This is a genomic window from Azospirillum sp. Marseille-Q6669 (assembly GCF_965111635.1).
In genome coordinates this window covers 405,637-427,860 of the sequence record NZ_CBCOOP010000006.1, presented here as the reverse complement: position 1 = coordinate 427,860, position 22,224 = coordinate 405,637, and the positions used below count along the sequence as shown (strand labels likewise).

The following is a 22,224-nucleotide window of genomic DNA, read 5'->3' as shown; positions in this document are numbered from 1 at the left end:
CCCCTGACGGAGGGACCCTCCATGCCCCCAGCCCCAACGCCCATCGGCCAGACGTCGACCGCCCCGGGACCCATGAAGCCGCCCCGCGCCTCGCAGCGCGGGACCACGGCGGCGGCGGCCATCTACCGCGACCTGCGGGCCGACATCGTGTCGCTGGCCCGCAAGCCGGGCGACCCGATCGTGGAGAAGCTGGTGGCCGAGGCCTTCGGGGTCAGCCGCACCCCGGTGCGCGAGGCCGTCCTGCGGCTGGCCGACGAGGGGCTGGTGGAGGTCTTTCCGCAATCGGGCACCTTCGTGGCCCGCATTCCCATCGCCGCCCTGCCGGAAGCCAACCTGATCCGCAAGACGCTGGAACAGGCGACCGTCCGCTTCGCGGCGGAACGCGCCACGCGCAGCCAGGTCGCCGCCCTCCAGGCCAATCTGGAGCGCCAGCGCGAGGTCGACGCCTCGGGCTGCGCCGACGGTTTCCATCAGGCGGACGAGACGTTCCACGCGCTGATCGCCGACATTGCCGGCTATCCCGGCTTCTGGCCAATCACCCAGCAGGTGAAGGTGCAGATCGACCGCTGCCGCCATATGACCCTTCCCTACCCCGGTCGCTTGGCGACCGTCATCGCCGAGCACGAGGCCATCGTCGCCGCCATCGCGGACCATGACCCTGACCGCGCGGTGAAGGCGCTCGGCGACCACATCGACGGCCTGCTGCTGACCATCGACGACATGCGGCACGCCACCCCATTGTATTTCTCTCCTGCCGAGGCCCTGACATGACCCACCCGCGTCTTGAACCCTCCCTGTCCGGCCCGCGCATCGTCCCGGTCCTCGTTCTCGACGAGCCGGACACCGCAGTCGCCCTGGCCGAGGCGCTGGTCGCCGGCGGCCTGACCACGCTGGAGGTGACGCTGCGCACCCCCGCAGCGCTCGCCTGCGCGGAAGCCATTGCCGCCCGCGTTCCGGGCGCCCTGGTCGGCCTCGGCACGCTGATCCGGCCGGAGCAGTTCGCCCAGGCCCGCGACGCCGGCGCCCGCTTCGTCGTCAGCCCCGGCCTGACCGACCGTCTGGCGGAGGCCGCCAAGACCGCCGGCCTGCCCTATCTGCCGGGCATCGCCACCGTGACCGAGGCGCTGATCGCCATGGAGCACGGCTTCCGCGAGCTGAAATTCTTCCCGGCGATGTTGAACGGCGGCGCCCCGGCGCTGCGCGGCATGGCACCGCTGATGCCGGAGATCCGCTTCTGCCCGACCGGCGGCCTCAAGGCGGAGCATGTGAAGGAGATCCTGTCGCTCCCCAACGTCTTCGCGCTCGGCGGCACTTGGCTGACCCCGGCCGACGCGGTGAAGGAGCGCCGCTGGTCCGAGATCGAGCGGCTGGCCCGCGAGGCCTCCGCCCTGGCCCAGGGCTGAGCCGGATGCGGCGGCGCGTCGGCGTGATCGGGCTGGGCATGGCGGCGACGCCGCACGCCCAGAGCCTGCTGGATCTGGCGGACCGGGTGGAGGTGGCGGGCTGCTTCAGCCCGTCCGCCGAGCGCCGCACCGCCTTCGCGGCGCGCTTCGGCCTGCCGGCGGTGGACCGGGCGGAGGCGATCCTCGACGATCCCACCGTCTCCGCCGTCCTGCTGCTGACCCCGCCGGACACCCACGCCGACCTCGTCGCCCGCTGCGCCGCCGCCGGCAAGCACGTCCTGCTGGAAAAGCCGCTCGACGCCACGCCAGCCGGCTGCCGCGCCGTGGTGGAGAGCATGGAGCGCGCCGGGCTGACGCTCGGCGTCATGCTCCAGCACCGTTTCCGCGCCGCCGCCGAACGGCTGGCGGAGCTGCTGCGCACCGGCACGCTGGGCCGTCCGCTGTCGGCCTCCGTCGTGGTGCGCTGGTGGCGCGACGACGCCTATTACGCCCAGCCGGGGCGCGGCATGAAGGCGCGCGACGGCGGCGGCGTTCTGCTGACCCAGGCCATCCACACGCTGGACCTCTGTGTCAGCCTGCTCGGCTTGCCCCGCGACGTCGCCGCCTTCGCCAACACCAGCGGCCTGCGCCCCATCGACACCGAGGACGTGGTGTGCGCCGCCCTGCGCTACGATGGCGGGCTGCTCGCCACGGTGGACGCCACCACCGCCGCCTATCCCGGCTATCCGGAACGCATCGAGATCGCCGGCCCCGCCGGCTCCGCCCTGCTGACCGGCGACCGGCTGGAGGTGCAACTGCGCTCCGGCGAAACGGTCCAGGCGGGGGAGACGGCGGGCACGCTGGGCGGCGGGGCCGATCCCATGGCCTTCTCCAACGCCCACCACCGCGCCGTCCTGGCCGACTTCCTCGACGCGCTCGACCACGGCACCCAGCCGCGCGTGTCCGGGCGGGAGGCGCTGAAGGTCCACCGGCTGATCGAGGCGATCCTGCAATCCGCCGAAAGCGGCGCCGTCACGGCGATTCCGGAAGACTGACCTCACGTCACGCTCACGAACTCGTGTCCCGCGCTTGATTTGCCGGGAGCGGCGCCCAAGGCTAGATGAGGGACGGGGGGCGCTGTCGCCTCCCGGCGGCTTTCCTGTGGAGAGTGTTCATGCTCATCAAAGTCCGGAGCGCGTCGCAGGCCAGCGAGAACGAGGTGACGCCCCGCGGTCTGTTCCTGTCCCGGCGCTCGATCATGGCCGGCGGCGCCGCAGCCCTGGCGCTCGGCGGCTCGGGTGTCCTGACGGGTCCGGCGTTGGCCGCGCCCTTCCAGGCCCCGCTGACGGTCAGTCCGAAGGACCCCAAGATGGACGCCCAGACTCCGATGAAGTCAGCGACCAGCTACAACAATTTCTATGAGTTCGGGACGGACAAGACCGACCCGTCCGAGAACGCCGGCACGCTGCGCACCCGTCCGTGGGAGATCGCGGTGGACGGCGATGTCGGAAAGCCCACCACCTTTGGCATCGAGGATCTGCTGTCCTTCCCGCTGGAGGAGCGCGTCTACCGCCTGCGCTGCGTCGAGGGCTGGTCGATGGTCATTCCCTGGGTCGGCTTCCCGCTGGCCGAGCTGCTGAAGCGTGTGGACCCGACCGGCAACGCCAAGTACGTCGCCTTTCAGACGCTGGCCGACCGCTCCCAGATGCCCGGCCTGAAATATCCCGTGCTGCAATGGCCCTATGTCGAGGGGCTGCGCATGGACGAGGCCATGCACCCGCTGACCATCCTCGCAGTCGGCATGTACGGCGAGACGCTGCCCAACCAGAACGGCGCGCCGGTGCGGCTGGTCGTGCCGTGGAAGTACGGCTTCAAGTCGATCAAGTCGATCGTCCGCATCACCCTGACGCAGGACCAGCCGCCGACCTCCTGGAACCGCTCGCAGCCGCGCGAGTACGGCTTCTACTCGAACGTGAACCCGGAGGTCGACCACCCGCGCTGGAGCCAAGCGACGGAGCGCCGCGTCGGCGAGTTCTCGCGCCGCAAGACGCTGCCCTTCAACGGCTATGGCGAGGAGGTGGCGTCGCTCTACGCCGGCATGGACCTGCGGAAGAACTACTGAGATGGCCGCAACGTCGAAAGGCCCGGTCGCCCAGGCGTTGTCCTCGCGCTGGGCGAAGCCGGCGGTGTTCGTCCTGGGTCTGGTCCCGCTCGGCTGGATGGTCTGGCTTGGCCTGAGCGGCGGGCTGGGGGCGGAGCCGGTGGCCGAGGCGGTGCGGCAGAGCGGGCTGTGGGCGCTGCGCCTGCTCCTGGTCGCACTCGCCGTCACGCCGCTGCGCATCCTGACGGGTCAGGCGGGGTTGGCGCGCTTCCGCCGGATGATCGGGCTGTTCGCCTTCTTCTACGCGCTGCTGCACGTCTCCGTCTATGTGGGGGTGGACCAGTTCTTCGACTGGGCGGCGGTGTGGAAGGACATCGTGAAGCGGCCCTACATCACGGTCGGCATGGGCGCCTTCGTGATCCTGACGGCGCTGGCCGCGACCTCGACCAACGGCATGGTGCGGCGGCTCGGCGGGCGGCGCTGGAAGGCGCTGCACAAGGCGGTGTTCGTCGCCGGGGCGGCGGGCTGCGTCCATTACGTGATGCTGGTCAAGGGCTGGCAGTACCCGCCCTTTGTCTACGCGGCGATCCTGCTGGGTCTGGTCGCGCTGCGCTACGCGAAGTCACCGGCGGCGGGGCGGCTCTCCCCGTCCTACCGGACCTGAACCCGCCTCAGCCCGGCCTCCTAAGCCCGACCGGCAGACACACCCGCATCCCGTCCGCACCCACCGCCACCACCTCGACTTCCGTCCCGTAGACCTCGCGCATCATGGCGGCGGTGATGACCGCCTCCGGCGTGCCGAAGCGGGCCAGCCGCCCGCCGTGCAGCAGCGCCACCCGGTCGGCGATGGCGAAGGCCTGCTCCGGATGGTGGGTGGAGAAGACGACCGTCAGCCCCTCGCCCCCCTCGCCGTCCGCCAGCCGCCGCACCTGCTCCAGCACGCGCACCTGATTGCCGAAATCCAGGCTGGCGGTCGGCTCGTCGAGCACCAGCACGCGCGGCGCCTGGGCAAGCGCGCGGGCGATCAGGGCCATCTGCCGCTCGCCGCCGCTGATGCGCAGCCAGTCGCGCTCGGCCAGATATCCGATGCCCAGCCGTTCCAGCGCGGCCTCGGCGGCGGCGTGGTCGGACGCGGCGGGGGCGCTGAAGGCGCCGCGGTGGGCGGTGCGGCCCATCAGCACCATCTCGCGCACGGTGAAGGGAAACTGCCCAGCCCCCGCCTGCGGGACATAGCCGAAGGCCAGCGCCCGGCGGCGCGGCGACCAGCCGGCGGTGTCCTCGCCATCGACGCGCACCCGTCCGCCGCGCGGCGGCAGCAGGCCGAGCAGCGTCTTGAACAGCGTCGTCTTGCCGCCGCCGTTGGGGCCGAGCAGGCACAGCACCTCCCCCGCCGCCACGGCGAAGCCGACCCCGGCGCCGACCACCCGCTCGCCGTAGCCGAAGGCGAGGTCTTCCACCGACAGCCGCGCGCTCATGACCAGCCGCGCTTTCCGAAGGCGAGCAGCCAGAGGAAGACCGGTGTGCCGATCACCGCGGTCAGGACGCCCAGCGGCAGTTCCACCGGCCCCAGGCTGCGGGCCAGCGTGTCCACCGCCAGCAGATAGGCCGCCCCCAGCAGCACCGCCGTGGGCAGCAGCCGGACGAAGGCCGGGCCGACCATCAGCCGAGCAAGGTGCGGCACCAGAAGCCCGACCCAGCCGACGATGCCGCTGACCGACACCGCGGCGGCGGTCATCAGCGTCGCCGCCAGGATCACCACGATCCGCACCGCCCGCACCGGCACGCCGAGCGCCGTCGCCTCCTCGTCGCCCAGCGTCATCACGTCCAGCCGCCAGCGCAGCAGCACCAGTGGAACCAGCGCCACCGCCACCGGCGGGACCAGCGCCGCGAGGTCGCCACGGTTGACCGCCGACAGGCTGCCGAGCAGCCAGAAGGTGATCGCCGGCAACTGGTTGTAAGGGTCGGCCAGATACTTCAGCAGAGCCACGCCGGAGCCCAGCAGCGCCCCGATCACCACGCCGCCCAGCACCAGGACCAGCACCGGGTCCCGCCCGCGGATGGCCGAGGCGACGGCCAGCACCACCCCCACCGCCAGCAGCCCGCCCGCGAAGGCCATGCCCTGGATGGCGAGGACCGGCAGCGAGGCGAAGATGCCCAGCACCGCCCCCAGCGCCGCCCCCGACGACACGCCGAGGATGTCCGGCGAGACCAGCGGGTTGCGGAACAGCCCCTGATACGCGGCCCCCGAGGCGGCCAGCCCCGCTCCCACCAGCATGGCGGTCAGCACGCGCGGGCCGCGGATGTCCCAGATCACCGTCTCCACCGCCGGGGCGACGGCAGCGCTCCCAAGGCCCAGCTTCGCCGTGAGCAGCCCGGCCAGTTCCCCCGGTGAGACGGGATAGGCGCCGGTGCTGAAGGCGACGCAGACCGCGGCGACCAGCAGCGCGGCCACCCCGCCCAGCGTCAGCGCGAAGGGGACCTCACCCCGGCGGGCGGCTGCCGGCGAGGAGGGCGTCGATCTGCTCCGCGGTGGGTTCCCGGTGGTAGAAGAGGGCATAGAAACGTCGCGTCTCCTCGCGCAGATCCTCCGGAAACAGTTCCGGATAGAGGACGGCGCCCAGCCAGCGCAAGCCGAGCAGGCGGTTGGCGGCGGGCGGGGAATCGATCCAGGTGAAGGGCAGCCCCGGCGAGAGGTAGACGCGCCGGTCGCGCACCGCCTTCACCCCCTGCCACAGCGGATCGGTCCACACGCTCTCGTAGAAGCCGCGGTCGATGGTGACGATGGCGTCCGGCTGCCAGGCCAGCACCTGCTCCATCGACACGTTGACCAGCCCGCCGTTGCCGAGATTCTCCGCCGCGACGTTGCGCACCCCGGCGACGTCCAGCGCCTCGACGTTGATGGAGCCGCGGATGCCGGTCTGCAGGCCACGCGGGCCTCGCGCCATGTAGACCTTCAACCGCTTGTCCTCCGGCACGCCGTCGAAGCGCCGGCGCACCTCGGCCAGCGTCGTTTCCGCGTAGCGGGCAAGCTCCTCCCCCCGCTCCGCCACGCCCATCAGCGTGCCGAGCGTGCGGAAGGTGCGCGCGGAGTCGGCGAGATGCCCGCCGATCAGCAGGGTCGGCACCCGCGTCTGCTCCTGCACGCGGTCGGCCAGCGACACGAAGGTCGGGGCGGTGCTGCCGACATCGACGACGACGTCCGGCTTCGCGGCCACCACGGTTTCGAGGTTGACGGTGTTGCCGCGCCCGGTCAGCCGCCCCAGCTCCGGCAGGTCGGCGTAGCGGTCGGGCAGAAAGGGCCGCTCCGGCGGGCTGATCGCCCGCGTCCAGCCCAGCAGCCTGTCGGGCGCCAGCATGTAGACGACAACGGAGGCCGGCGGCCCGGCGGGAAACACGCGCTCCACCCGCTCCGGCACGGTGACGCGGCGCCCCGAGGAGTCCGTGACGATCCGCTCGGCCGCCGCCGGCCCGGCCAGCAGGGCGAGCAGCAGCCCGGTGCCCACGCCCAGCATCCATCCACGCCTGCCCGCGCCACCCTCCATTCGCCACCACCTCCATGGACCCGTGTTCAAAGTCCCCTCTCCCCTCCGGGGAGAGGGTTAGGGTGAGGGGGTTGCGCTTTTGCCGAACGCAGCGACAAGCGCATCCCCCTCACCGGCCCTGCGGGCCACCCTCTCCCCAAAGGGGAGAGGGTTGGATTAACCACCCCTCCAAAGCATGGGGTCTGCGCTCGCCACCGTCCATAGGGCAAGCGCGCCAAGCCACCCGCGAAGGTCACGCTTTGACCACGGGCGGCCTCCCCATCCGAACGGATAGGGTGCGGCGGTCCGCTCACCACCCCCGTGCCGCTCCATGCCCGCATCCCCGCTCCGCCGCGTCCTCCTTCCCGCCGCCGCGCTGCTCGCGCTGTCTGGCTGCGCGGGGTTCGGCTCGGCGGTCACGGGGGTGACCACGGCGGGCGTGGCGGCGACGGTCGGTTCGGCCACCGGCAACCCGGTGCTGGGCATCATCGCCGGCGCCGGGGCCAGCTACGGCATCGACCAGGGCGTGAAATACGCGGAGCGGCGGATCACCGACAACGTCCACAACGCCGTCGCCCGCGCCGCCGGCCCGCTCGCCGTCGGGCAGGCGGCCACCTGGACGGTGGAGGAAAAGCTGCCGCTGAGCGGCAAGACCGGCACGGTGCAAGTGGCCCGCGGCTTTGGCGAGGCGATCCCCTGCAAGGATGTGGTCTTCACGCTCGACGACGCGCCCGACTTCAACGTCACCACCATCTGCCGGGCCAAGGACGGCCAGTGGCGCTGGGCGCTGGCCGAACCCGCCACCCGGCGTTGGGGCAGCCTGCAATAGCGCCCGGTCCATGCGGCGTACGCATGCGTTCGGCCATGTACGGGCGGCCCGCGTTGGGGTAAAGCTCCGCGGGCAGTTGCGTCACGGGTTTGCGTCACGGGAGTCCGCGCATGTTCACGGCCAAAATCCTTCTTCTCGGCTCGGGCGAACTCGGGAAGGAGTTTGTCATCTCCGCCAAGCGCCTCGGCTGCGAGGTCATCGCCTGCGACAGCTACGCCAACGCCCCGGCGATGCAGGTCGCCGACGCGGCGGAGGTCTTCTCCATGCTCGACGCGGACGCCCTGCGCGCGGCCATCGCCAAGCACTCGCCCGACTTCATCGTGCCGGAGGTCGAGGCCATCCGCACCGAGGTGCTGCACGAGTTCGAGGACACCGGCCTGACCGTCGTCCCCTCCGCCCGCGCCGCCACAATGACGATGAACCGCGACCGCATCCGCGAGGTCGCCGCGGTGGAATTGGGCCTGCGCACCTCCAAATACCGCTACGCCGAAAGCCTGGAGGAGGTGGTCGCCGGGGCGGAGCACACCGGCCTGCCCTGCGTCATCAAGCCGGTCATGTCCTCTTCCGGCAAGGGGCAGAGCACCGTCCGGACCGCGGCGGAGCTTGAGGCCGCCTGGACCTACGCCGTCGCCAACATGCGCGGCGACCGCCGGAAGGTCATCGTCGAGGAGTTTGTGCCCTTCGAATACGAGATCACCCTGCTAACCGTCCGCACCCGCGAGGGCATCCTGTTCTGTGAGCCGATCGGCCACCGGCAGGAGCGCGGCGACTATCAGGAATCCTGGCAGCCTGTGCCGATGCCCGCGGCGCTGCTGGACGACGCCAAGGACATGGCGGCGAAGGTCGTGGACAATCTCGGCGGCTACGGCATCTTCGGCGTCGAGTTCTTCGTCACCAAGGACGAGGTGGTCTTCTCCGAGCTGTCGCCGCGCCCGCACGACACCGGCATGGTGACCCTGCTGTCGCAGAACCTGTCGGAGTTCGACCTGCACGCCCGCGCCATCCTGGGCCTGCCGATTCCGGCGATCCATGTCCGCGGCCCGTCGGCCTCCGCCGTCATCCTGGCCGACCGCGAGGCCGAGCGCTTCGCCATCGAGGGCTTGGCCGAGGCGATGCGCGTGGGCAGCCCGGCGCATGACGTGGACGTCCGCCTGTTCGGCAAGCCGACGACCCGCAAGAACCGCCGCATGGGCGTGGCACTCGCCGCCGGCACCGACACCGACGACGCGCGCGAACGGGCGCTGAAGGCGGCCTCGGCGATCAGCATCCGCTACGAGTGAGGTTAGGGAGCCGGGCGCGAACCTCCGCTCAGCGCAGAGCCGCGCCGATCATCGGATAGAGGACGTAGATCCCGAAGAGCGCCACCCCCAGCAGAGTGAGCAAAATCCGGAACCCCGCCCGCCAGCCGCCGTCCGCGCGGTGAAGGTCCAGGTAATGGGTGAGAATCCGGTCGGCCTTGACGTTGGCCGCGGCGAGGACGAGTCCGACCCCGAGCGGGCCGAGACCGCCGGTGCCCTCGCTGTGCCCGGTCCACATCGAGACGGCGGTGAGGAGCATCAGGAGCATCCAGGTGCGTGTCAGGATGGCCATCGCTCACCTCAGCAGATAGACGATGGGGTAGAGCAGCACCCAGATCAGGTCCACCATGTGCCAGAAGGCGGCCCCAGTCTCCAGGTTCTCCAGGCTGTCCCACCACGTGACGATGCCCAGAATGACGATCCCCGCGGCGACGTGCATCGCGTGGAAGCCGGTCAGCAGATAATAGAGCTGGAAGAAGCTGTTGGTCTCCAGCGTGAGGCCCCGGCCGATCTTGTCGCCGTACTCGACCACCTTGATGGCGAGGAACACGCCGCCGAGGGCCATCGCGCCGAGCATCGCCACCCGGTGGGAGCGGCCCGAGGCCCGGCGCCGCACGGCGACGGCGACCAGCCAGCCGCTCGTCACCAGAACCATGGTGTTCACACCGCCGAGCAGACGGTCCAATTGCGCCTGCGAGGCGTCGAAAGTCGCCGGGTCGAGGGCGCGAGTCACCGCGAAGCCGATGAACATGGCACCGAAGGCCGCCAGCTCCCCCAGGATGAGAATCCACATCATGGGGTTGCCGGGCAGGCTGGAGAGAGGCCCCCAATCGGCGCCCTCGCCATCCGCAGCGCCATCCGCAGCGACGACCGTCGTCGGCGCGGCAGTTTCCGTCATATCCGCTGTCCTTCCGGAAGTGATGACCGGAAGGGACCATGACGCGGGACAGGGGCGCCGTCTTTGCCCGGGGGCAAACTCGCGGCCGGTTGCCGATCAGGTGACGCCGGTCACTGATAGCCGCCCTTTTCCGCACGCTCCCGCGCGGCGTCCTCCTGGGCCTTGGTCATCTCGTCCTTGGTCGCCGCCGGCTGGTCGTCAGGCTTGCCGGTCGCGCGGTCGTTCTCGGCTTGCGGTTGGGAGTCGGTGTTGCGGTTGTCGCCCATCGCGTCATCCTCCGGCAGGAAACGGGCCGATGCAGCCCGCCGTAAGCCTCACCAACACGCCCGCGCGCCGGTCGTCTCGCCCCGCTCACACGGTCAGGCGACGATGCCGGCGTCGTGCAGGCGGCCGATCTCGGCGGACGGCAGGCCGAGCAGATCGGCCAGCACCGCGTCGGTGTCCTGCCCCAGAACGGGCGCCGGCCGGTGGTCGGTTCGCTCGCCCAGGCCGGGGAAGCCGAGGGGCGAACCGGGAACCAGCAGTGGACCGACCTCCGGCTGCTCGACCTCGCGGAACAGCGGGTTGGCGGTGGAACAGCGCGCGTCCTCGGCCACCAGCTGGCCGAAATCCCGGTACGGCCCCCACAGCACGCCCGCCCCGGCGAAGGCGCTTTCCACCTCGGACAGGGTGCGGGCGGCGAACCAGGGGGCGAGCACGGCGGTGATGGCGTCGCGCGCCAGGAAACGTCCGCCCTCGTCGTTCATGTCCACGTCCATCAGCGGGCCGATCATCGCCAGCCGCTCGGTCAGCCCGGTCGCCTTGCCCAGCGCCTTCCACTGGCGGTTGGAGATGGCGACGACCATCGCCCGCCGCCCGTCGGCGGTGGCGAAGTCGCGGCCGTAGGCGCCGTAGAGGTCGTTGCCCATCGGCGGCCGCACCGCACCGTTCACCCGGACGTCGGCGAGGTAGCCGAGGTTGCCGACGGTCGCCAGCATCACGTCGGCCAGCGCCACCGTCACCTCCTGCCCACGCCCGGTGCGGCGGCGGTGCCGCTCCGCCGCCAGCAGGCCGGTCGCCAGATAGAGGCCGGCGGCGACGTCCCAGGCCGGCAACACATGGTTCACCGGCTCGCCGCCGCGACCGGTCGCCATCGGGAAGCCGCTGGCGCAGTTGACGGTGTAGTCGACCGCCGCCGACCCGTCCGGGTTGCCGGTCAGCCGCAGCATGATCAGGTCGTCGCGCTTGGCCGTCAGCGCCTCGTAGCCCATCCAGCCGCTGGCCGGCAGGTTGGTCAGCAGGAAGCCCGCGTTCTCGCCCGAGGCGGTGATGATTGCCTGGGCGATCTCCCGCCCCTCCGGCCGGTCGAGCGCCAGCGTCACCGACCGCTTCGCCTTGTTCAGCGCCGTCCAGTAGAGGCTGGTGCCGTTCGGCGCCACCGGCCAGCGCCGGTAGTCGATGTTGCCGCCGATGGGGTCGATGCGGATCACCTCCGCACCCAGCTGGGCCAGCGTCATGCCGCCCAGCGGCGCGGCGATGAAGGCCGACACCTCGACGACGCGCAGATCGGAGAGAAGCGAGGACATGGGAGTCTCGATCCAGATGGAAACAACGTGGTTGACGGTTACACCCACCCTAACCCTCCCCTGCGAAGCAGGGGAGGGTTAGGGTGGGGGCAAAGGCCGACGCGAGTTACACGCAACGCCCGCCGTCGATCTCCAGCACCACGCCGGTCAGGAAAGCCGCCTCGTCCGACGCGAGGTAGAGGGCGGCGTTGGCGACGTCGGTCGGCTGGCCCAGGCGGCCCAGCGGCACGATGCCCATCATGCGCGCGCGCTTCTCCGGGGTGTCGCCGCCCATGAAGGTGGCGAGCAGCGGCGTCTCGGTGGCGACCGGAGCCAGGGCGCAGACCCGGATGTTGTCCGGCGCCAGCTCCAGCGCCAGCGACTTGGTGATGTTGTGCACGGCGCCCTTGGTCGCGTTGTACCAGACCAGGCCCGGACGCGGCCGCAGGCCGGCCGTGGAGCCGAGGTTCAGGATCACGCCGGACTTCTGCGCCCGCATGGTCGCGACGACCGCCTTGGAATAGAGGTAGATCGACTTGACGTTCAGCGCGAAGACGCGGTCGAACTCCTCCTCCGTCACATTCTCGAACGGGCCGTTGGCGTGGGTGGAGCCGGCGTTGTTGACCAGGATGTCCAGCCGCCCGAATTTCTCGACGGTGGCGGCGATGGTCATCTCGACATCGGCCATCTTGGTGACGTTGGCGGCGATGCCGATGGCGGACTCGCCCAGACGTTCGGCGACCGCCTTGGCGGCGTCGCCGTTGATGTCCACGACCGCGACGCGGCCACCCTCGCGCACGAAGGTCTCGGCCATCGCGAGGCCCAGCCCCTGCGCCGCACCGGTGATCAGGGCGACCTTGCCGTCAAGACGCTTCGTCATTCTTGTTTCCTCCCCAAGGGATTATGTGGTGATGGGGAGGCTATCCGCGCCGCCCAGGCCGTGCTATGGACCATCCGTCATAGCTGCTATCAGCCCGCACAGCCGTGTCATGCCCATCGCGTCAGGGGGCGCTGTTCTCCCCGGCGCTGCCGGGGGCGACGACCTTGCCCTTCAGCACGCCGTTGGCAACGCATTTCGCCACCTCGGCGTGGATCAGCCGCAGCAGGGCGCGCGTCGCCTTCGACACCGGCTGGTGCAGCGGCGTCGCGGTGACGAGCATGGCGTGCATGTCCTTCGAGCTGATCTCGCGGGCGATCAGCCGGCCCTGGCGCACCTCGCGGTGGACGGCGCCGAAGGGCAGGATGGTCGAGCCCATGCCTTCCTCCACCAGCTGCTTGATGGCGGTGACGGAATCGATCTCCATGTCGACCTGGAGGTCGATGTCGGCCCGCCGCACCGCCGCGTCCACCACACGGCGCAGCCCGTTCTCCAGCCCCGGCAGGACGAAGCGCAGGCCGCCCAGCGTCTCCACCTCGACCGGCCCGTCGTCGCCGGCCACCGCGTCCTTGGTGGATTGGACAAGCAGCAGATTTTCCACGAGCAGCGGCGAGGACAGCATGCTGCGCCCGCGCCGGGCGTCGTAGAGCACGGCAAGGTCGAGCCGCCCGCCCTCGACCCATTCCAGCAGCGTGCCGCTGAACACCTCGTGGATGCGCAGCGTGGCGTCGGGGTAGTTCTCATGGAAACGACGGGCCAGCGGCGCCCCCAGCGTGGCGCAGATCGACGGGGGAAGACCCAGCGTGACCGACCCGGTCAGCCGTTCCGACTGGTCCTGGATCTCCTCCTTGATCTCCGACAGCGCGCCCAGCAGATGGCGCACCACGTCATAGAGCTTGCGCCCCTGCTGGGTCAGCGAGACGCCGCGGCCATGGCGGTAGAACAGGCTGGTGCGCAGCTCGTGCTCCAGCTTCTGGACCTGCCGGCTGAGCGCCGGCTGGGTGATGCCAAGCTTGACCGACGCCTTGGAAAAGCTGCCAAGGTCGGCCACCTGAACAAAGTAGCGCAGTTCCAGAAGTTCCATTGGAGGACAGGTCTCGTCGTTCGGCCTCCGGGTCGATTAGCGAATACGCCGGTATGACACAAGCGGAGTCCTGACAGGTCAGTCCTGCCCGGTCCTCCGCTGTGTCTGGCGATCAATTGCGCCGGGTGAGCAGACCACGCGCCACAACCTGGGCCTGGATTTCCGCCGCCCCTTCGAAAATATTCAGAATACGGGCGTCGCACAGCACACGGCTGATCGGATACTCGACCGCGTAGCCGTTGCCGCCGTGGATCTGCACCGCGTTGTCGGCGTTCGACCAGGCGACGCGCGCGGCCAGCAGCTTGGCCATGCCGGCCTCGATGTCGCAGCGGCGGTCGCTGTCCTTCTCGCGCGCGGCGAAGTAGGTGAGCTGGCGGGCGATCATCGTCTCCACGGCCATCCAGGCGATCTTGCCGGCGACCCGCGGGAAGGCGGCGAGCGGGCGGCCGAACTGGACGCGCTCCTGGGCGTAGCGCAGGCCAAGCTCCATCGCGTTCTGCGCCACCCCGACGGCGCGGGCGGCGGTCTGCACGCGGGCGGATTCGAAGGTCGCCATCAGCTGCTTGAAGCCCTGCCCCTCGACGCCGCCCAGCAGGTTCTCGCGCGGCACCGCGAAACCGTCGAAGCCGATCTCATACTCCTTCATGCCGCGATAGCCGAGCACCGGGATCTCGCCGCCGCTCATGCCCTCGGCCGGGAAGGGGTCCGCCTCGGTGCCGCGCGGCTTCTCGGCGAGAAGCATCGACAGGCCGCGGTAGCCGGGGGCGTCCGGATCGGTGCGCACCAGCAGCGTCATCAGGTCCGACCGGCTGCCGTGGGTGATCCAGGTCTTCGCCCCGGTGACGCGGTAGGTGTCGCCGTCCAGCACGGCGCGGGTGCGCAGGCTGCCCAGGTCGGAACCGGTGTTGGGCTCGGTGAAGACGGCGGTCGGCAGGATCTCGCCGGACGCGAGGCGCGGCAGCCAGCGCGCCCGCTGCTCGGCGGTGCCGCCCAGGCGGATCAGCTCGGCGGCGATCTCCGCGCGGGTGCCCAGCGAGCCGACGCCGATGTAGCCGCGCGACAGTTCCTCCGTCACCACGCACATGGCGAGCTTGCCCATGCCGAGCCCGCCGTCCTCCTCCGGCACGGTCAGGCCGAAGACGCCCATCTCGGCCATCTGCTCGACGACCGGCATCGGGATCAGCTCGTCCTTCAGGTGCCAGTCGTGGGCGTGCGGCTCCACCACGTCGGCGACGAAGCGGCGGAACTGCTCGCGCACCATGTCGAGCGCCTCGTCCTCCAGCGCCGCCTCGCCGAAGCCGCCGCCGTGCAGCGCATCGGTCAGCAACTCGGCGATGCGCAGCCGCAGGGTGGAGGCGTTGCCGGCGGCGATCAGCCGGCGCACCGCTTCGGTGCGGAAGGCCGCCCGCTCCGCGTCGTCCAGCCCGAAATCGGCGGGGCGGACGATCTCGCCCTGGCTCATCGCCAGACCGCCGTCGAGCTGGGCCAGATACTCGCCGAAGGCGGCCTGGAGCATGCAGGCCTCCAGCTCGCCCAGCCGGCCGGCGCGGTCCAGCCGCTCCGCCCAGCCCTGCATCTGGCGCAGCGCCTCGGCGTAGGTCGCCACCCAGGCGAAGCCGTGCGCCGCCACCTGATGGCGGTCGAGCGCGGCCGCATCGACGCGCCCGTCCGGCGCCACCAGCGCGGCGACGCCGCGCTCGGCGGCCTCGGCCAGCCGCGCCACCGCGTCGAGAGCCGCCGACGTGGTGGCCAGCAGGTCGGGCAGCGGAAGCGGGCCGTTGGAGGTTGGGGTGGACGACATGGCGCGTTTCCTCGGTGCGTGTTGTTTTGGTGTTGTTCTTGCTCAGTCCGCCGCGATCGTCTCACGGGGCGGGAGGGACGCGGCGATCCCGGCGAAGGCCTGCTCCACCAGCCGGCGCTGATCGGCCTCGTGGTCGCCGTGGAAGCTGCCGGCGGGCGAGGCCGCCTCGTCGCGGGCCACGCAGGCGACGCGCGGTTCGGCGCAGCCGGCGGCCGCACGCAACGCCTCCAGACGGCGGTCCAGATAGGTCCAGGCGCCCAGGTTGCACGGTTCCTCCTGCACCCAGGCGCAGGACGCGCCCGGCCAGCGGCGGAACAGCGCCGACAGAGCGTCGTCGGGCAAAGGGTACAGCATTTCCAGCCGGACCACCGCCACACCGTCCGCCCCACGCTCGGCCCGCTCGCGCTCCAGCTCGTAAGCCAGCTTGCCGCTGCACAGCAGGATGCGCTCGACCCGCTCCCCGGCGGTGACGATCACCGGCTGGAAGGTAGTGCCCGGCGCGCAGTCGGCCAGCGTCGACACGGCGGCGGGCAGGCGCAGCAGCGTCTTCGGGCTCAGCACCACCAGCGGCTTGCGGTCGCGGCGCAGCATCTGCCGGCGCAGCAGATGGAAGTAGTTGGCCGGGGTCGAAGGGTGGGCGACGCGGATGTTGTCGCGCGCCGCCATCTGAAGGAAGCGTTCCGGCCGGGCGGAGGAGTGTTCCGGCCCCTGCCCCTCCAGACCGTGCGGCAGCAGGATGACGAGGCCGGAGGGCTGGCGCCACTTGTCCTCGGCGCTGACGATGAACTGGTCGATCATGATCTGCGCGCCGTTGGCGAAGTCACCGAATTGCGCCTCCCAGATCACCAGCGCGTCGGGCCGCTCCAGGCTGTAGCCGTACTCGAACCCAAGGACGGCGTATTCCGACAGTGGGCTGTTGACCACGTCGAACCGCGCCTGCTCCACGCCCAGGTGATTCAGGCTGACGTGGCGGCGCCCGGTGACGGTGTCGGTCAGCGCGAAATGGCGGTGCGAGAAGGCGCCGCGCACCACGTCCTGGCCGGTCAGCCGCACCGGCGTGCCCTCGGCCAGCAGCGTGGCGAAGGCCAGCGCCTCGCCGGTCGCCCAGTCCAGCGGCTCCTCGGCGCGGCGGCGGATGACGCGCTCCACCTTGCGGTCCACGGCCAGCCCGTCGGGAATGGCGGCCAGCGCCGCCAGCAGCCCGCGCAGCCGGTCGTCGGCGATGCCGGTGTCCGGTTCGGCGGGAAGCGTGCCGGCCGGGGCGAAGGGCGCCCAGCGCCCACCGGGGAAGCCGTCGTGGTTCGGCCGGTGGTCGGAGGCCGCGGCCAGCGCCTCCTGGAAGCGGGTCTTGTGCCCGGCGGCCAGCGCCTCGGCCTCCTCGGGACCGACCAGCCCGTCGGCGGCCAGCCGCTGCGCGTAGAGGGCACGGGCCGGCGGGTGGGCGTCGATCGCCTTGTAATCGAGCGGCTGGGTGAAGCGCGGCTCGTCGATCTCGTTGTGACCGTTGCGGCGGTAGCCGACGAGGTCGATCACCGCGTCGCGCCCGTGCGCCTGCCGGAAGGCCACGGCGAGGTCGGCGGCGCGCAGGGCGGCGTCGGGATCGTCGGCGTTGACGTGCAGGATGGGGCTGTCCACCGCCTTCCACAGGCCGGTGCAGTGGAGCGAGGTCCGCGCCTCCTCCCGCTCGGTGGTGAAGCCGATCTGGTTGTTGACGATGACGTGGATGGTGCCGGCGACGGTGAAGCCGGGAACGCCGGACAGTTGCAGCGCCTCCGTCACGCTGCCCTGGCCGATCACGCTGGCGTCGGTGTGCAGCAGCACGCAGAGCACCCGCTTGGCGTCGCCGCCCTGCGCCCGCTCCAGGTCCTGGCGCGCCCGCGCGCGGCCCAGCGTGACCGGGTTGATCGCCTCCAGGTGCGACGGGTTGGGCGACAGGGTGAGGGCCAGCGACCGCTCGCCGAAGGAGAGGTTGCTCTCCACCCCCATGTGATAGGGCACGTCGGCGGGAACCGGCGGGTCGGCCAGGAAGGGGTGCATGCCCTTGATCCCGGCGAACAGCTCGACCAGCGGCTTGCCCAGCGCGTTGGCCATCAGGCTGAGCCGGCCGCGGTGCATGGTCCCGACCTGCACCTCCGTCACGCCCGCCGCCGCCGCCGCCGCGAGGATGCGGTCGAGCAGCGGGATCAGCGTCTCCATGCCCTCCGCCCCAAAGCGCTTCTTGGTAGGGTAGCGGACGGCGAGCAGCCGTTCGAACTCCTCCGCCGCGGTCAGCAGCGCCAGCGCGCGGCGGCGCGCCTCGGCCGGCGGAGCGGCCTCCGTGCCTTCATAGGCGTCGCGCAGCCAGGAGCGCAGGGCCGGATCGTCGATGTGCGCGGTCTCCAGCGTCAGCGTGCCCTGGTAGAGCCGGCGCAGGCGCGCGGTCTGGGCGTCCTCGGACGCGGAGGATGCGGGAGGCGTGGCTCGGCCCAGCGGGTCGAGGGCAGCGGCGGCGTGCCCGCGCTGGCGGATTTCCTCCTGCCGCAGCGGAACCGTCGGATCGCCGGGCGGACCGCCCGGTGGTGCCCCGGCGGGAACGGCGCCCAGCTCGTCGAGGATCTGGAAGACGGCGCGCCAGCTCACGTCCACCGACGCGGGGTCCTCGCGGAAACGTTCCTGCAACGCTTCGAGATAGGCGGCTCCGGCGGCGTTGAGCGGAGAGGACGGCCTAGACATGGCGCACACCGTTCATGCGATTGAACATCCGTCGGTTTGATGGCGGTCGGAGACCAGTTGCCCCCAGCTTATCGACCCATCGCGCGGCGCGGAGCGCATGGCGTGCCTGTAGCAGATATTCATTGCGGGCATAGCAAACCGTCCGCGCCCGCACCGGTTGGGGCGGGATCGCGCGGGTTTCGGGTGAAACCGTTCGTACCGCTGATGGCTTGCCGCGCTTATGGCTGATATGCCGGCAATACGCATTCCGCTGTGCGGCCGCCTGATCCACTGTCAGGGTCACCACACCCTCCCCGGCTACCACCGGGGACCAAGCGCGTCGGACCGGCATCGCCTCGTCCGGGCGACAAAAATCTCGGGAGGAAGATCCACATGAAGCGCCGTCAATTCTTCAAGGGTGCCGCCGTCGTTGCCGGCGCCTCCACCCTCGCCGCCCCGGCCATCGCCCAGTCGGAGCCGACGATCCGCTGGCGCTGCGTGTCCAGCTTCCCGAAGAACATCGAGGTGCTCTACGGCAGCGCCGAGGTGCTGGCGAAGAACATCGCCGAGGCCACGGACGGCAAGTTCCAGATCCAGGTCTTCGCCGCCGGCGAGCTGGTGCCAGCCCTCCAGGCGCTCGACGCCGCCAGCAACGACACGGTGGAGATGGCCCACACCGCGTCCTACTACTATGTCGGCAAGGACCCGAGCTTCGCCTTCGGCTGCTGCCTGCCCTTCGGCCTGAACACCCGCCAGCAGAACGCCTGGTTCTACCACGGCGAAGGCGGCAAACTGCTGGAGGAGTTCTACGCCGGCCACAACCTGAAGGCGCTCGCCGGCGGCAACACCGGTTCGCAGATGGGCGGCTGGTTCCGCAAGGAAATCAAGAGCGCGGAGGACCTCAAGGGGCTGAAGTTCCGCATTTCCGGCCTCGGTGGCCAGATCCTGTCCAAGCTGGGCGTCGTGCCGCAGCAGGTCAGCGGCGGTGATATCTACCCGGCGCTGGAGCGCGGCACCATCGACGCCGCCGAGTTCAACGGCCCCTACGACGACGAGAAGCTCGGCCTCTACAAGATCGCGCCGAACTACTATTACCCGGGTTGGTGGGACGGCACCTCGCTCCAGCACTTCTTCATCAACACGAACCGCTGGAACAGCCTGCCCAAGCATTACCAAGCGGCGCTGACCTCGGCGGCGGCGCTCGCCAACGTCGACAGCGTGGCGCGCTACGACGTGCTGAACCCGGCGGCGCTGAAGCGCGTGGTGGAGAAGGGCGCCAAGCTGCGCGCCTTCCCGCAGGACGTGCTGCAGGCCAGCCACAAGGCGGCCATGGAGCTTTACGACGAGCTGTCGGACAAGAACCCGACCTTCAAGAAGTTCTACGAGAGCTACCGTCGTTTCCAGACGGACTCGAACCTGTGGAACCAGGCGTCGGAATACGCCTACGACAGCGCCGTCCTCCGCCTCGCCCGGCGCTGATCCGGCACCGTGTCAACCATGACCGGGGAGCGGGGCCGCCGCTCCCCGGTCATGGCATCGTCGCGTTCCGCGCGACCGGCTTTTCCCGGAGGGCCTGCCCACCATGCCGACCCCCAACGCTTCCCCCTTCATGACGGCCTTGGTCGGGGCCTGCCGGCTGGTCGACGCGGTCACCGCGCGGCTGGGCAAGGCGATATCCTGGCTGATCGTGCTGGCGATCCTGGTGTCGGCCGTCAACGCCATCGTCCGCAAGACGTTCGACGTCAGCTCGAATTCGTGGCTGGAACTGCAATGGGTGCTGTTCGCCGCCGTGTTTCTGCTCTGCTCCCCCTGGACGCTGAAGGAGGACGAGCACATCCGCATCGACATCGTGAACGCGCAGCTCGGCAAGCGCGCCCGCGACACCATCGACCTGTTCGGCCATCTGGCCTTCCTTCTGCCCTTCAGCTTCGTGATGCTGGTCACCTCCTGGCCCTTCGCCATCGCCTCCTACGCGATCGAGGAGCAGTCGATGAACGCCGGCGGCCTTCCGCAATGGCCGGCGAAGATGCTGATTCCGTTGGGGTTCACCGTACTGTTCATCCAGGGCCTGTCCGAGCTGGCCAAGCGCGCCGCGATCATGTCCGGCCACCTGGAGGACCCCAACCAGCGGGCCGGCGGCCATCAGGCGGCGGCCGAGGCCGAGGCGGAACGGCTGCTGGCGGCCGAGCGCGAGCGCACCTCCCACCCCGACACCCTTCCCAGCCGGTGACCGCGCGATGAGCACGACCTCCCCCTCCCTTTCGCCGCGCGCCGTCCGGCTGTCCGTCATCTCCGTGGTGCTGCTGGCCGTGGTCGCCGTGGCGCTCTACGTGCTGCCGGTGCCCGGCGCCGCGGCGCTCGCCGAACAGGACGGCTGGCGCGGCTGGTTCGGCCACAACATGGCGCCGATCATGTTCGCCACGCTGGTCGGCATGCTGCTGCTCGGCTATCCGGTGGCCTTCGCGCTGGCCGCCAACGGGCTGCTGTTCGGCCTGATCGGCATCGAGATCGGGCTGTTCCGCCCCGACCTGTTCCAGGCCCTGCCCGAGCGCGTCTACGGCACGATGAACAACGACGTGCTGCTGGCCGTGCCCTTCTTCACCTTCATGGGCCTGGTGCTGGAACGGTCCGGCATGGCCGAGGACCTGCTCGACACCATCGGGCAGCTGTTCGGCTCGATCCGCGGCGGTCTGGCCTACGCGGTGATCTTCGTCGGCGCGCTGCTCGCCGCGACGACGGGCGTGGTGGCTGCCTCGGTCATCTCGATGGGCCTGATCTCGCTGCCGATCATGCTGCGCTACGGCTACGACCGCCGGCTGGCGTCGGGCGTCATCGCGGCGTCGGGCACGCTGGCCCAGATCATCCCGCCGTCGCTGGTTCTGATCGTCATGGCCGACCAGCTCGGCCGCTCGGTCGGCGACATGTACGAGGCCGCCTTCGTCCCCGGCCTGCTGCTGTCAGGTCTCTACGCGCTCTACGTCTTCGTCGTCTCGATGATCTGGCCCAAGGCCGCCCCCGGCCTGCCGCCGGAGGCCATCGCCCACCGCGAGCCGAACGGCGCGCGCGGCGTCTGGCAGCTCGGCCTGCTGGCCCTGTTCGCGGGTGGGGTCGCCACCTGGGTGATGGGCCGCACCGACGTGAAGTCCGGCGCCGACTACGTCGTGCTGCTGCTCTCGGTGGCGGTGCTGGTCGCCTTCCTGGCGGCGGTCTTCAACCGCGGCTTCGGCGCGCAGCGCCTCGTCCTTCAGGCCATCGCCACGGCGGTGCTGACGGCGGGGGCGGCGTGGCTGACGGTGAACGGGTGGACCACCCTGGCGCTGGTCGGCGATTCCGTCGCGGCGGGCGCCCTCTACGCCCTGGCCGTGGCGGTGGTGGAGCGGGCCTCCGGCCGGCGACTGATCTCCCGCATGGCGGAGCAGGCGACCTTCGTCATGGTGCCGCCGCTGGCGCTGATCTTCCTGGTGCTGGGCACCATCTTCGTCGGCCTCGCCACCCCGACCGAGGGCGGCGCCATGGGCGCGGTCGGCGCGCTGGCGCTGGCGGCCATGAAGAAGCGGCTGAACCTCGACATGGTGCGGCAGGCGACCTACGCGACGGCCAAGCTGGCCTCCTTCGTGCTGTTCATCCTGATCGGCGCGCGGGTGTTCTCGCTGACCTTCTACGGCGTCAACGGCCACATCTGGGTCGAGGAGCTGATGGTCTCTCTGCCCGGCGGCCAGATGGGCTTCCTGATCGCGGTCAGCGTGATGGTCTTCCTGCTGGCCTTCTTCCTCGACTTCTTCGAGTTGGCCTTCATCGTCATCCCGCTGCTCGCCCCGGCGGCGGATCGTCTGGGCATCGATCTGGTGTGGTTCGGCATCATCCTGGCGGTGAACATGCAGACCAGCTTCATGCACCCGCCCTTCGGCTTCTCCCTGTTCTTCCTGCGCTCGGTGGCGCCCAAGCTGCCCTACATCGACCGCATCACGAAGAAGGAGACGGCTCCCGTCCTGACCAGCCAGATCTACTGGGGTGCGGTGCCCTTCGTGGTCATCCAGCTCGTCATGGTGGCCCTGGTGATCGCCTTCCCGCAGATGGTCATGCATTACAAGTCGACCGCCACCAAGCTCGACGACAAGCAGATCGAGGAGCAGTTCAAGGGCCTCGGCGGCGACCTGAACGACGACCTGCCGCCGCTGGAATTCAAGTGATCGAGATC

21 protein-coding genes are annotated in these 22,224 nt (G+C 70.6%); 10 read left to right on the top strand and 11 right to left on the bottom strand.

Annotated elements, in window-relative coordinates; genetic code table 11:
* The first annotated feature begins 21 nt into the window (after nt 1-21).
* From ACWPXE_RS30530 to ACWPXE_RS30510, 5 genes are all read left to right on the top strand, one after another.
* Entirely contained in the window at nt 22-771 is a 750-nt protein-coding gene (locus ACWPXE_RS30530) for a GntR family transcriptional regulator (protein ID WP_454020825.1), read from the top strand.
* Nucleotides 768-1,403 (top strand): bifunctional 4-hydroxy-2-oxoglutarate aldolase/2-dehydro-3-deoxy-phosphogluconate aldolase, encoded by a 636-nt coding sequence (gene eda, locus ACWPXE_RS30525; RefSeq protein WP_149167328.1) that lies wholly within the window; start codon nt 768-770, stop codon nt 1,401-1,403. Before ACWPXE_RS30530 ends, eda begins: the two co-directional genes overlap by 4 nt.
* Nucleotides 1,404-1,408: 5 nt before the next feature.
* A complete protein-coding gene (locus tag ACWPXE_RS30520; RefSeq protein WP_454020824.1) occupies nt 1,409-2,437 on the top strand; it encodes a Gfo/Idh/MocA family protein in 1,029 nt (342 codons plus the stop codon).
* Between the two features lie 119 nt (nt 2,438-2,556).
* Entirely contained in the window at nt 2,557-3,504 is a 948-nt protein-coding gene (msrP, locus tag ACWPXE_RS30515; protein ID WP_454020823.1) for a protein-methionine-sulfoxide reductase catalytic subunit MsrP, read from the top strand.
* Nucleotide 3,505: 1 nt separating this feature from the next.
* Nucleotides 3,506-4,147, top strand: coding sequence for a sulfite oxidase heme-binding subunit YedZ (locus ACWPXE_RS30510; protein WP_454020822.1), 642 nt, complete (start codon nt 3,506-3,508; stop codon nt 4,145-4,147).
* A 7-nt stretch (nt 4,148-4,154) separates the two neighbouring features.
* Here ACWPXE_RS30510 and ACWPXE_RS30505 read toward each other — a convergent pair whose 3' ends face one another.
* The 3 genes from ACWPXE_RS30505 to ACWPXE_RS30495 are packed head-to-tail and all read right to left on the bottom strand — an operon-like array spanning nt 4,155 to nt 6,995.
* A complete protein-coding gene (locus ACWPXE_RS30505; RefSeq protein WP_454020821.1) occupies nt 4,155-4,958 on the bottom strand; it encodes an ABC transporter ATP-binding protein in 804 nt (267 codons plus the stop codon).
* Nucleotides 4,955-6,040 (bottom strand): FecCD family ABC transporter permease, encoded by a 1,086-nt coding sequence (locus ACWPXE_RS30500; protein WP_454020820.1) that lies wholly within the window; start codon nt 6,038-6,040, stop codon nt 4,955-4,957. The genes ACWPXE_RS30505 and ACWPXE_RS30500 overlap by 4 nt, the downstream gene beginning before the upstream one ends.
* On the bottom strand, nt 5,964-6,995 hold the full coding sequence (locus ACWPXE_RS30495) for an iron ABC transporter substrate-binding protein (RefSeq protein WP_454020819.1): 1,032 nt from the start codon (nt 6,993-6,995) through the stop codon (nt 5,964-5,966). Before ACWPXE_RS30495 ends, ACWPXE_RS30500 begins: the two co-directional genes overlap by 77 nt.
* 340 nt (nt 6,996-7,335) lie before the next feature.
* Between ACWPXE_RS30495 and ACWPXE_RS30490 the strand changes: the two genes are divergently transcribed.
* Nucleotides 7,336-7,833: a hypothetical protein gene (locus ACWPXE_RS30490; RefSeq protein ID WP_454020818.1), complete on the top strand. Its 498-nt coding sequence runs from the start codon at nt 7,336-7,338 to the stop codon at nt 7,831-7,833.
* Between the two features lie 110 nt (nt 7,834-7,943).
* Nucleotides 7,944-9,113 (top strand): formate-dependent phosphoribosylglycinamide formyltransferase, encoded by a 1,170-nt coding sequence (gene purT / locus ACWPXE_RS30485; protein ID WP_454020817.1) that lies wholly within the window; start codon nt 7,944-7,946, stop codon nt 9,111-9,113.
* Nucleotides 9,114-9,141: 28 nt separating this feature from the next.
* On the opposite strand, the gene ACWPXE_RS30480 is transcribed toward purT, so the two are convergent.
* The 8 genes from ACWPXE_RS30480 to ACWPXE_RS30445 form a co-directional block, all read right to left on the bottom strand.
* Nucleotides 9,142-9,423: a cytochrome C oxidase subunit IV family protein gene (locus tag ACWPXE_RS30480; RefSeq protein ID WP_454020816.1), complete on the bottom strand. Its 282-nt coding sequence runs from the start codon at nt 9,421-9,423 to the stop codon at nt 9,142-9,144.
* Between the two features lie 3 nt (nt 9,424-9,426).
* Nucleotides 9,427-10,029 (bottom strand): cytochrome c oxidase subunit 3 family protein, encoded by a 603-nt coding sequence (locus ACWPXE_RS30475; protein WP_454020815.1) that lies wholly within the window; start codon nt 10,027-10,029, stop codon nt 9,427-9,429.
* Between the two features lie 110 nt (nt 10,030-10,139).
* Nucleotides 10,140-10,295: a hypothetical protein gene (locus tag ACWPXE_RS30470; protein WP_353861736.1), complete on the bottom strand. Its 156-nt coding sequence runs from the start codon at nt 10,293-10,295 to the stop codon at nt 10,140-10,142.
* A gap of 93 nt (nt 10,296-10,388) precedes the next feature.
* Nucleotides 10,389-11,594, bottom strand: coding sequence for a CoA transferase (locus ACWPXE_RS30465; protein ID WP_454020814.1), 1,206 nt, complete (start codon nt 11,592-11,594; stop codon nt 10,389-10,391).
* 106 nt (nt 11,595-11,700) lie between these two features.
* Nucleotides 11,701-12,453, bottom strand: a complete 753-nt coding sequence (locus ACWPXE_RS30460; RefSeq protein ID WP_040137916.1) for a glucose 1-dehydrogenase — start codon at nt 12,451-12,453, stop codon at nt 11,701-11,703.
* Between the two features lie 121 nt (nt 12,454-12,574).
* Nucleotides 12,575-13,534, bottom strand: a complete 960-nt coding sequence (locus ACWPXE_RS30455; protein WP_454020813.1) for a LysR family transcriptional regulator — start codon at nt 13,532-13,534, stop codon at nt 12,575-12,577.
* Between the two features lie 112 nt (nt 13,535-13,646).
* Nucleotides 13,647-15,335 (bottom strand): acyl-CoA dehydrogenase family protein, encoded by a 1,689-nt coding sequence (locus tag ACWPXE_RS30450; protein WP_454020812.1) that lies wholly within the window; start codon nt 15,333-15,335, stop codon nt 13,647-13,649.
* Nucleotides 15,336-15,377: 42 nt separating this feature from the next.
* Nucleotides 15,378-18,047, bottom strand: coding sequence for a 2-oxoglutarate dehydrogenase E1 component (locus tag ACWPXE_RS30445; RefSeq protein WP_454020811.1), 2,670 nt, complete (start codon nt 18,045-18,047; stop codon nt 15,378-15,380).
* Nucleotides 18,048-18,419: 372 nt separating this feature from the next.
* On the opposite strand from ACWPXE_RS30445, the gene ACWPXE_RS30440 reads away from it, so the two are divergent.
* From ACWPXE_RS30440 to ACWPXE_RS30430, 3 genes are all read left to right on the top strand, one after another.
* Nucleotides 18,420-19,505: a TRAP transporter substrate-binding protein gene (locus tag ACWPXE_RS30440; protein ID WP_145626188.1), complete on the top strand. Its 1,086-nt coding sequence runs from the start codon at nt 18,420-18,422 to the stop codon at nt 19,503-19,505.
* A gap of 103 nt (nt 19,506-19,608) precedes the next feature.
* On the top strand, nt 19,609-20,256 hold the full coding sequence (locus ACWPXE_RS30435) for a TRAP transporter small permease subunit (protein ID WP_454020810.1): 648 nt from the start codon (nt 19,609-19,611) through the stop codon (nt 20,254-20,256).
* Between the two features lie 169 nt (nt 20,257-20,425).
* Nucleotides 20,426-22,216, top strand: coding sequence for a TRAP transporter large permease (locus ACWPXE_RS30430; protein WP_454020981.1), 1,791 nt, complete (start codon nt 20,426-20,428; stop codon nt 22,214-22,216).
* Nucleotides 22,217-22,224 lie beyond the last annotated feature (8 nt).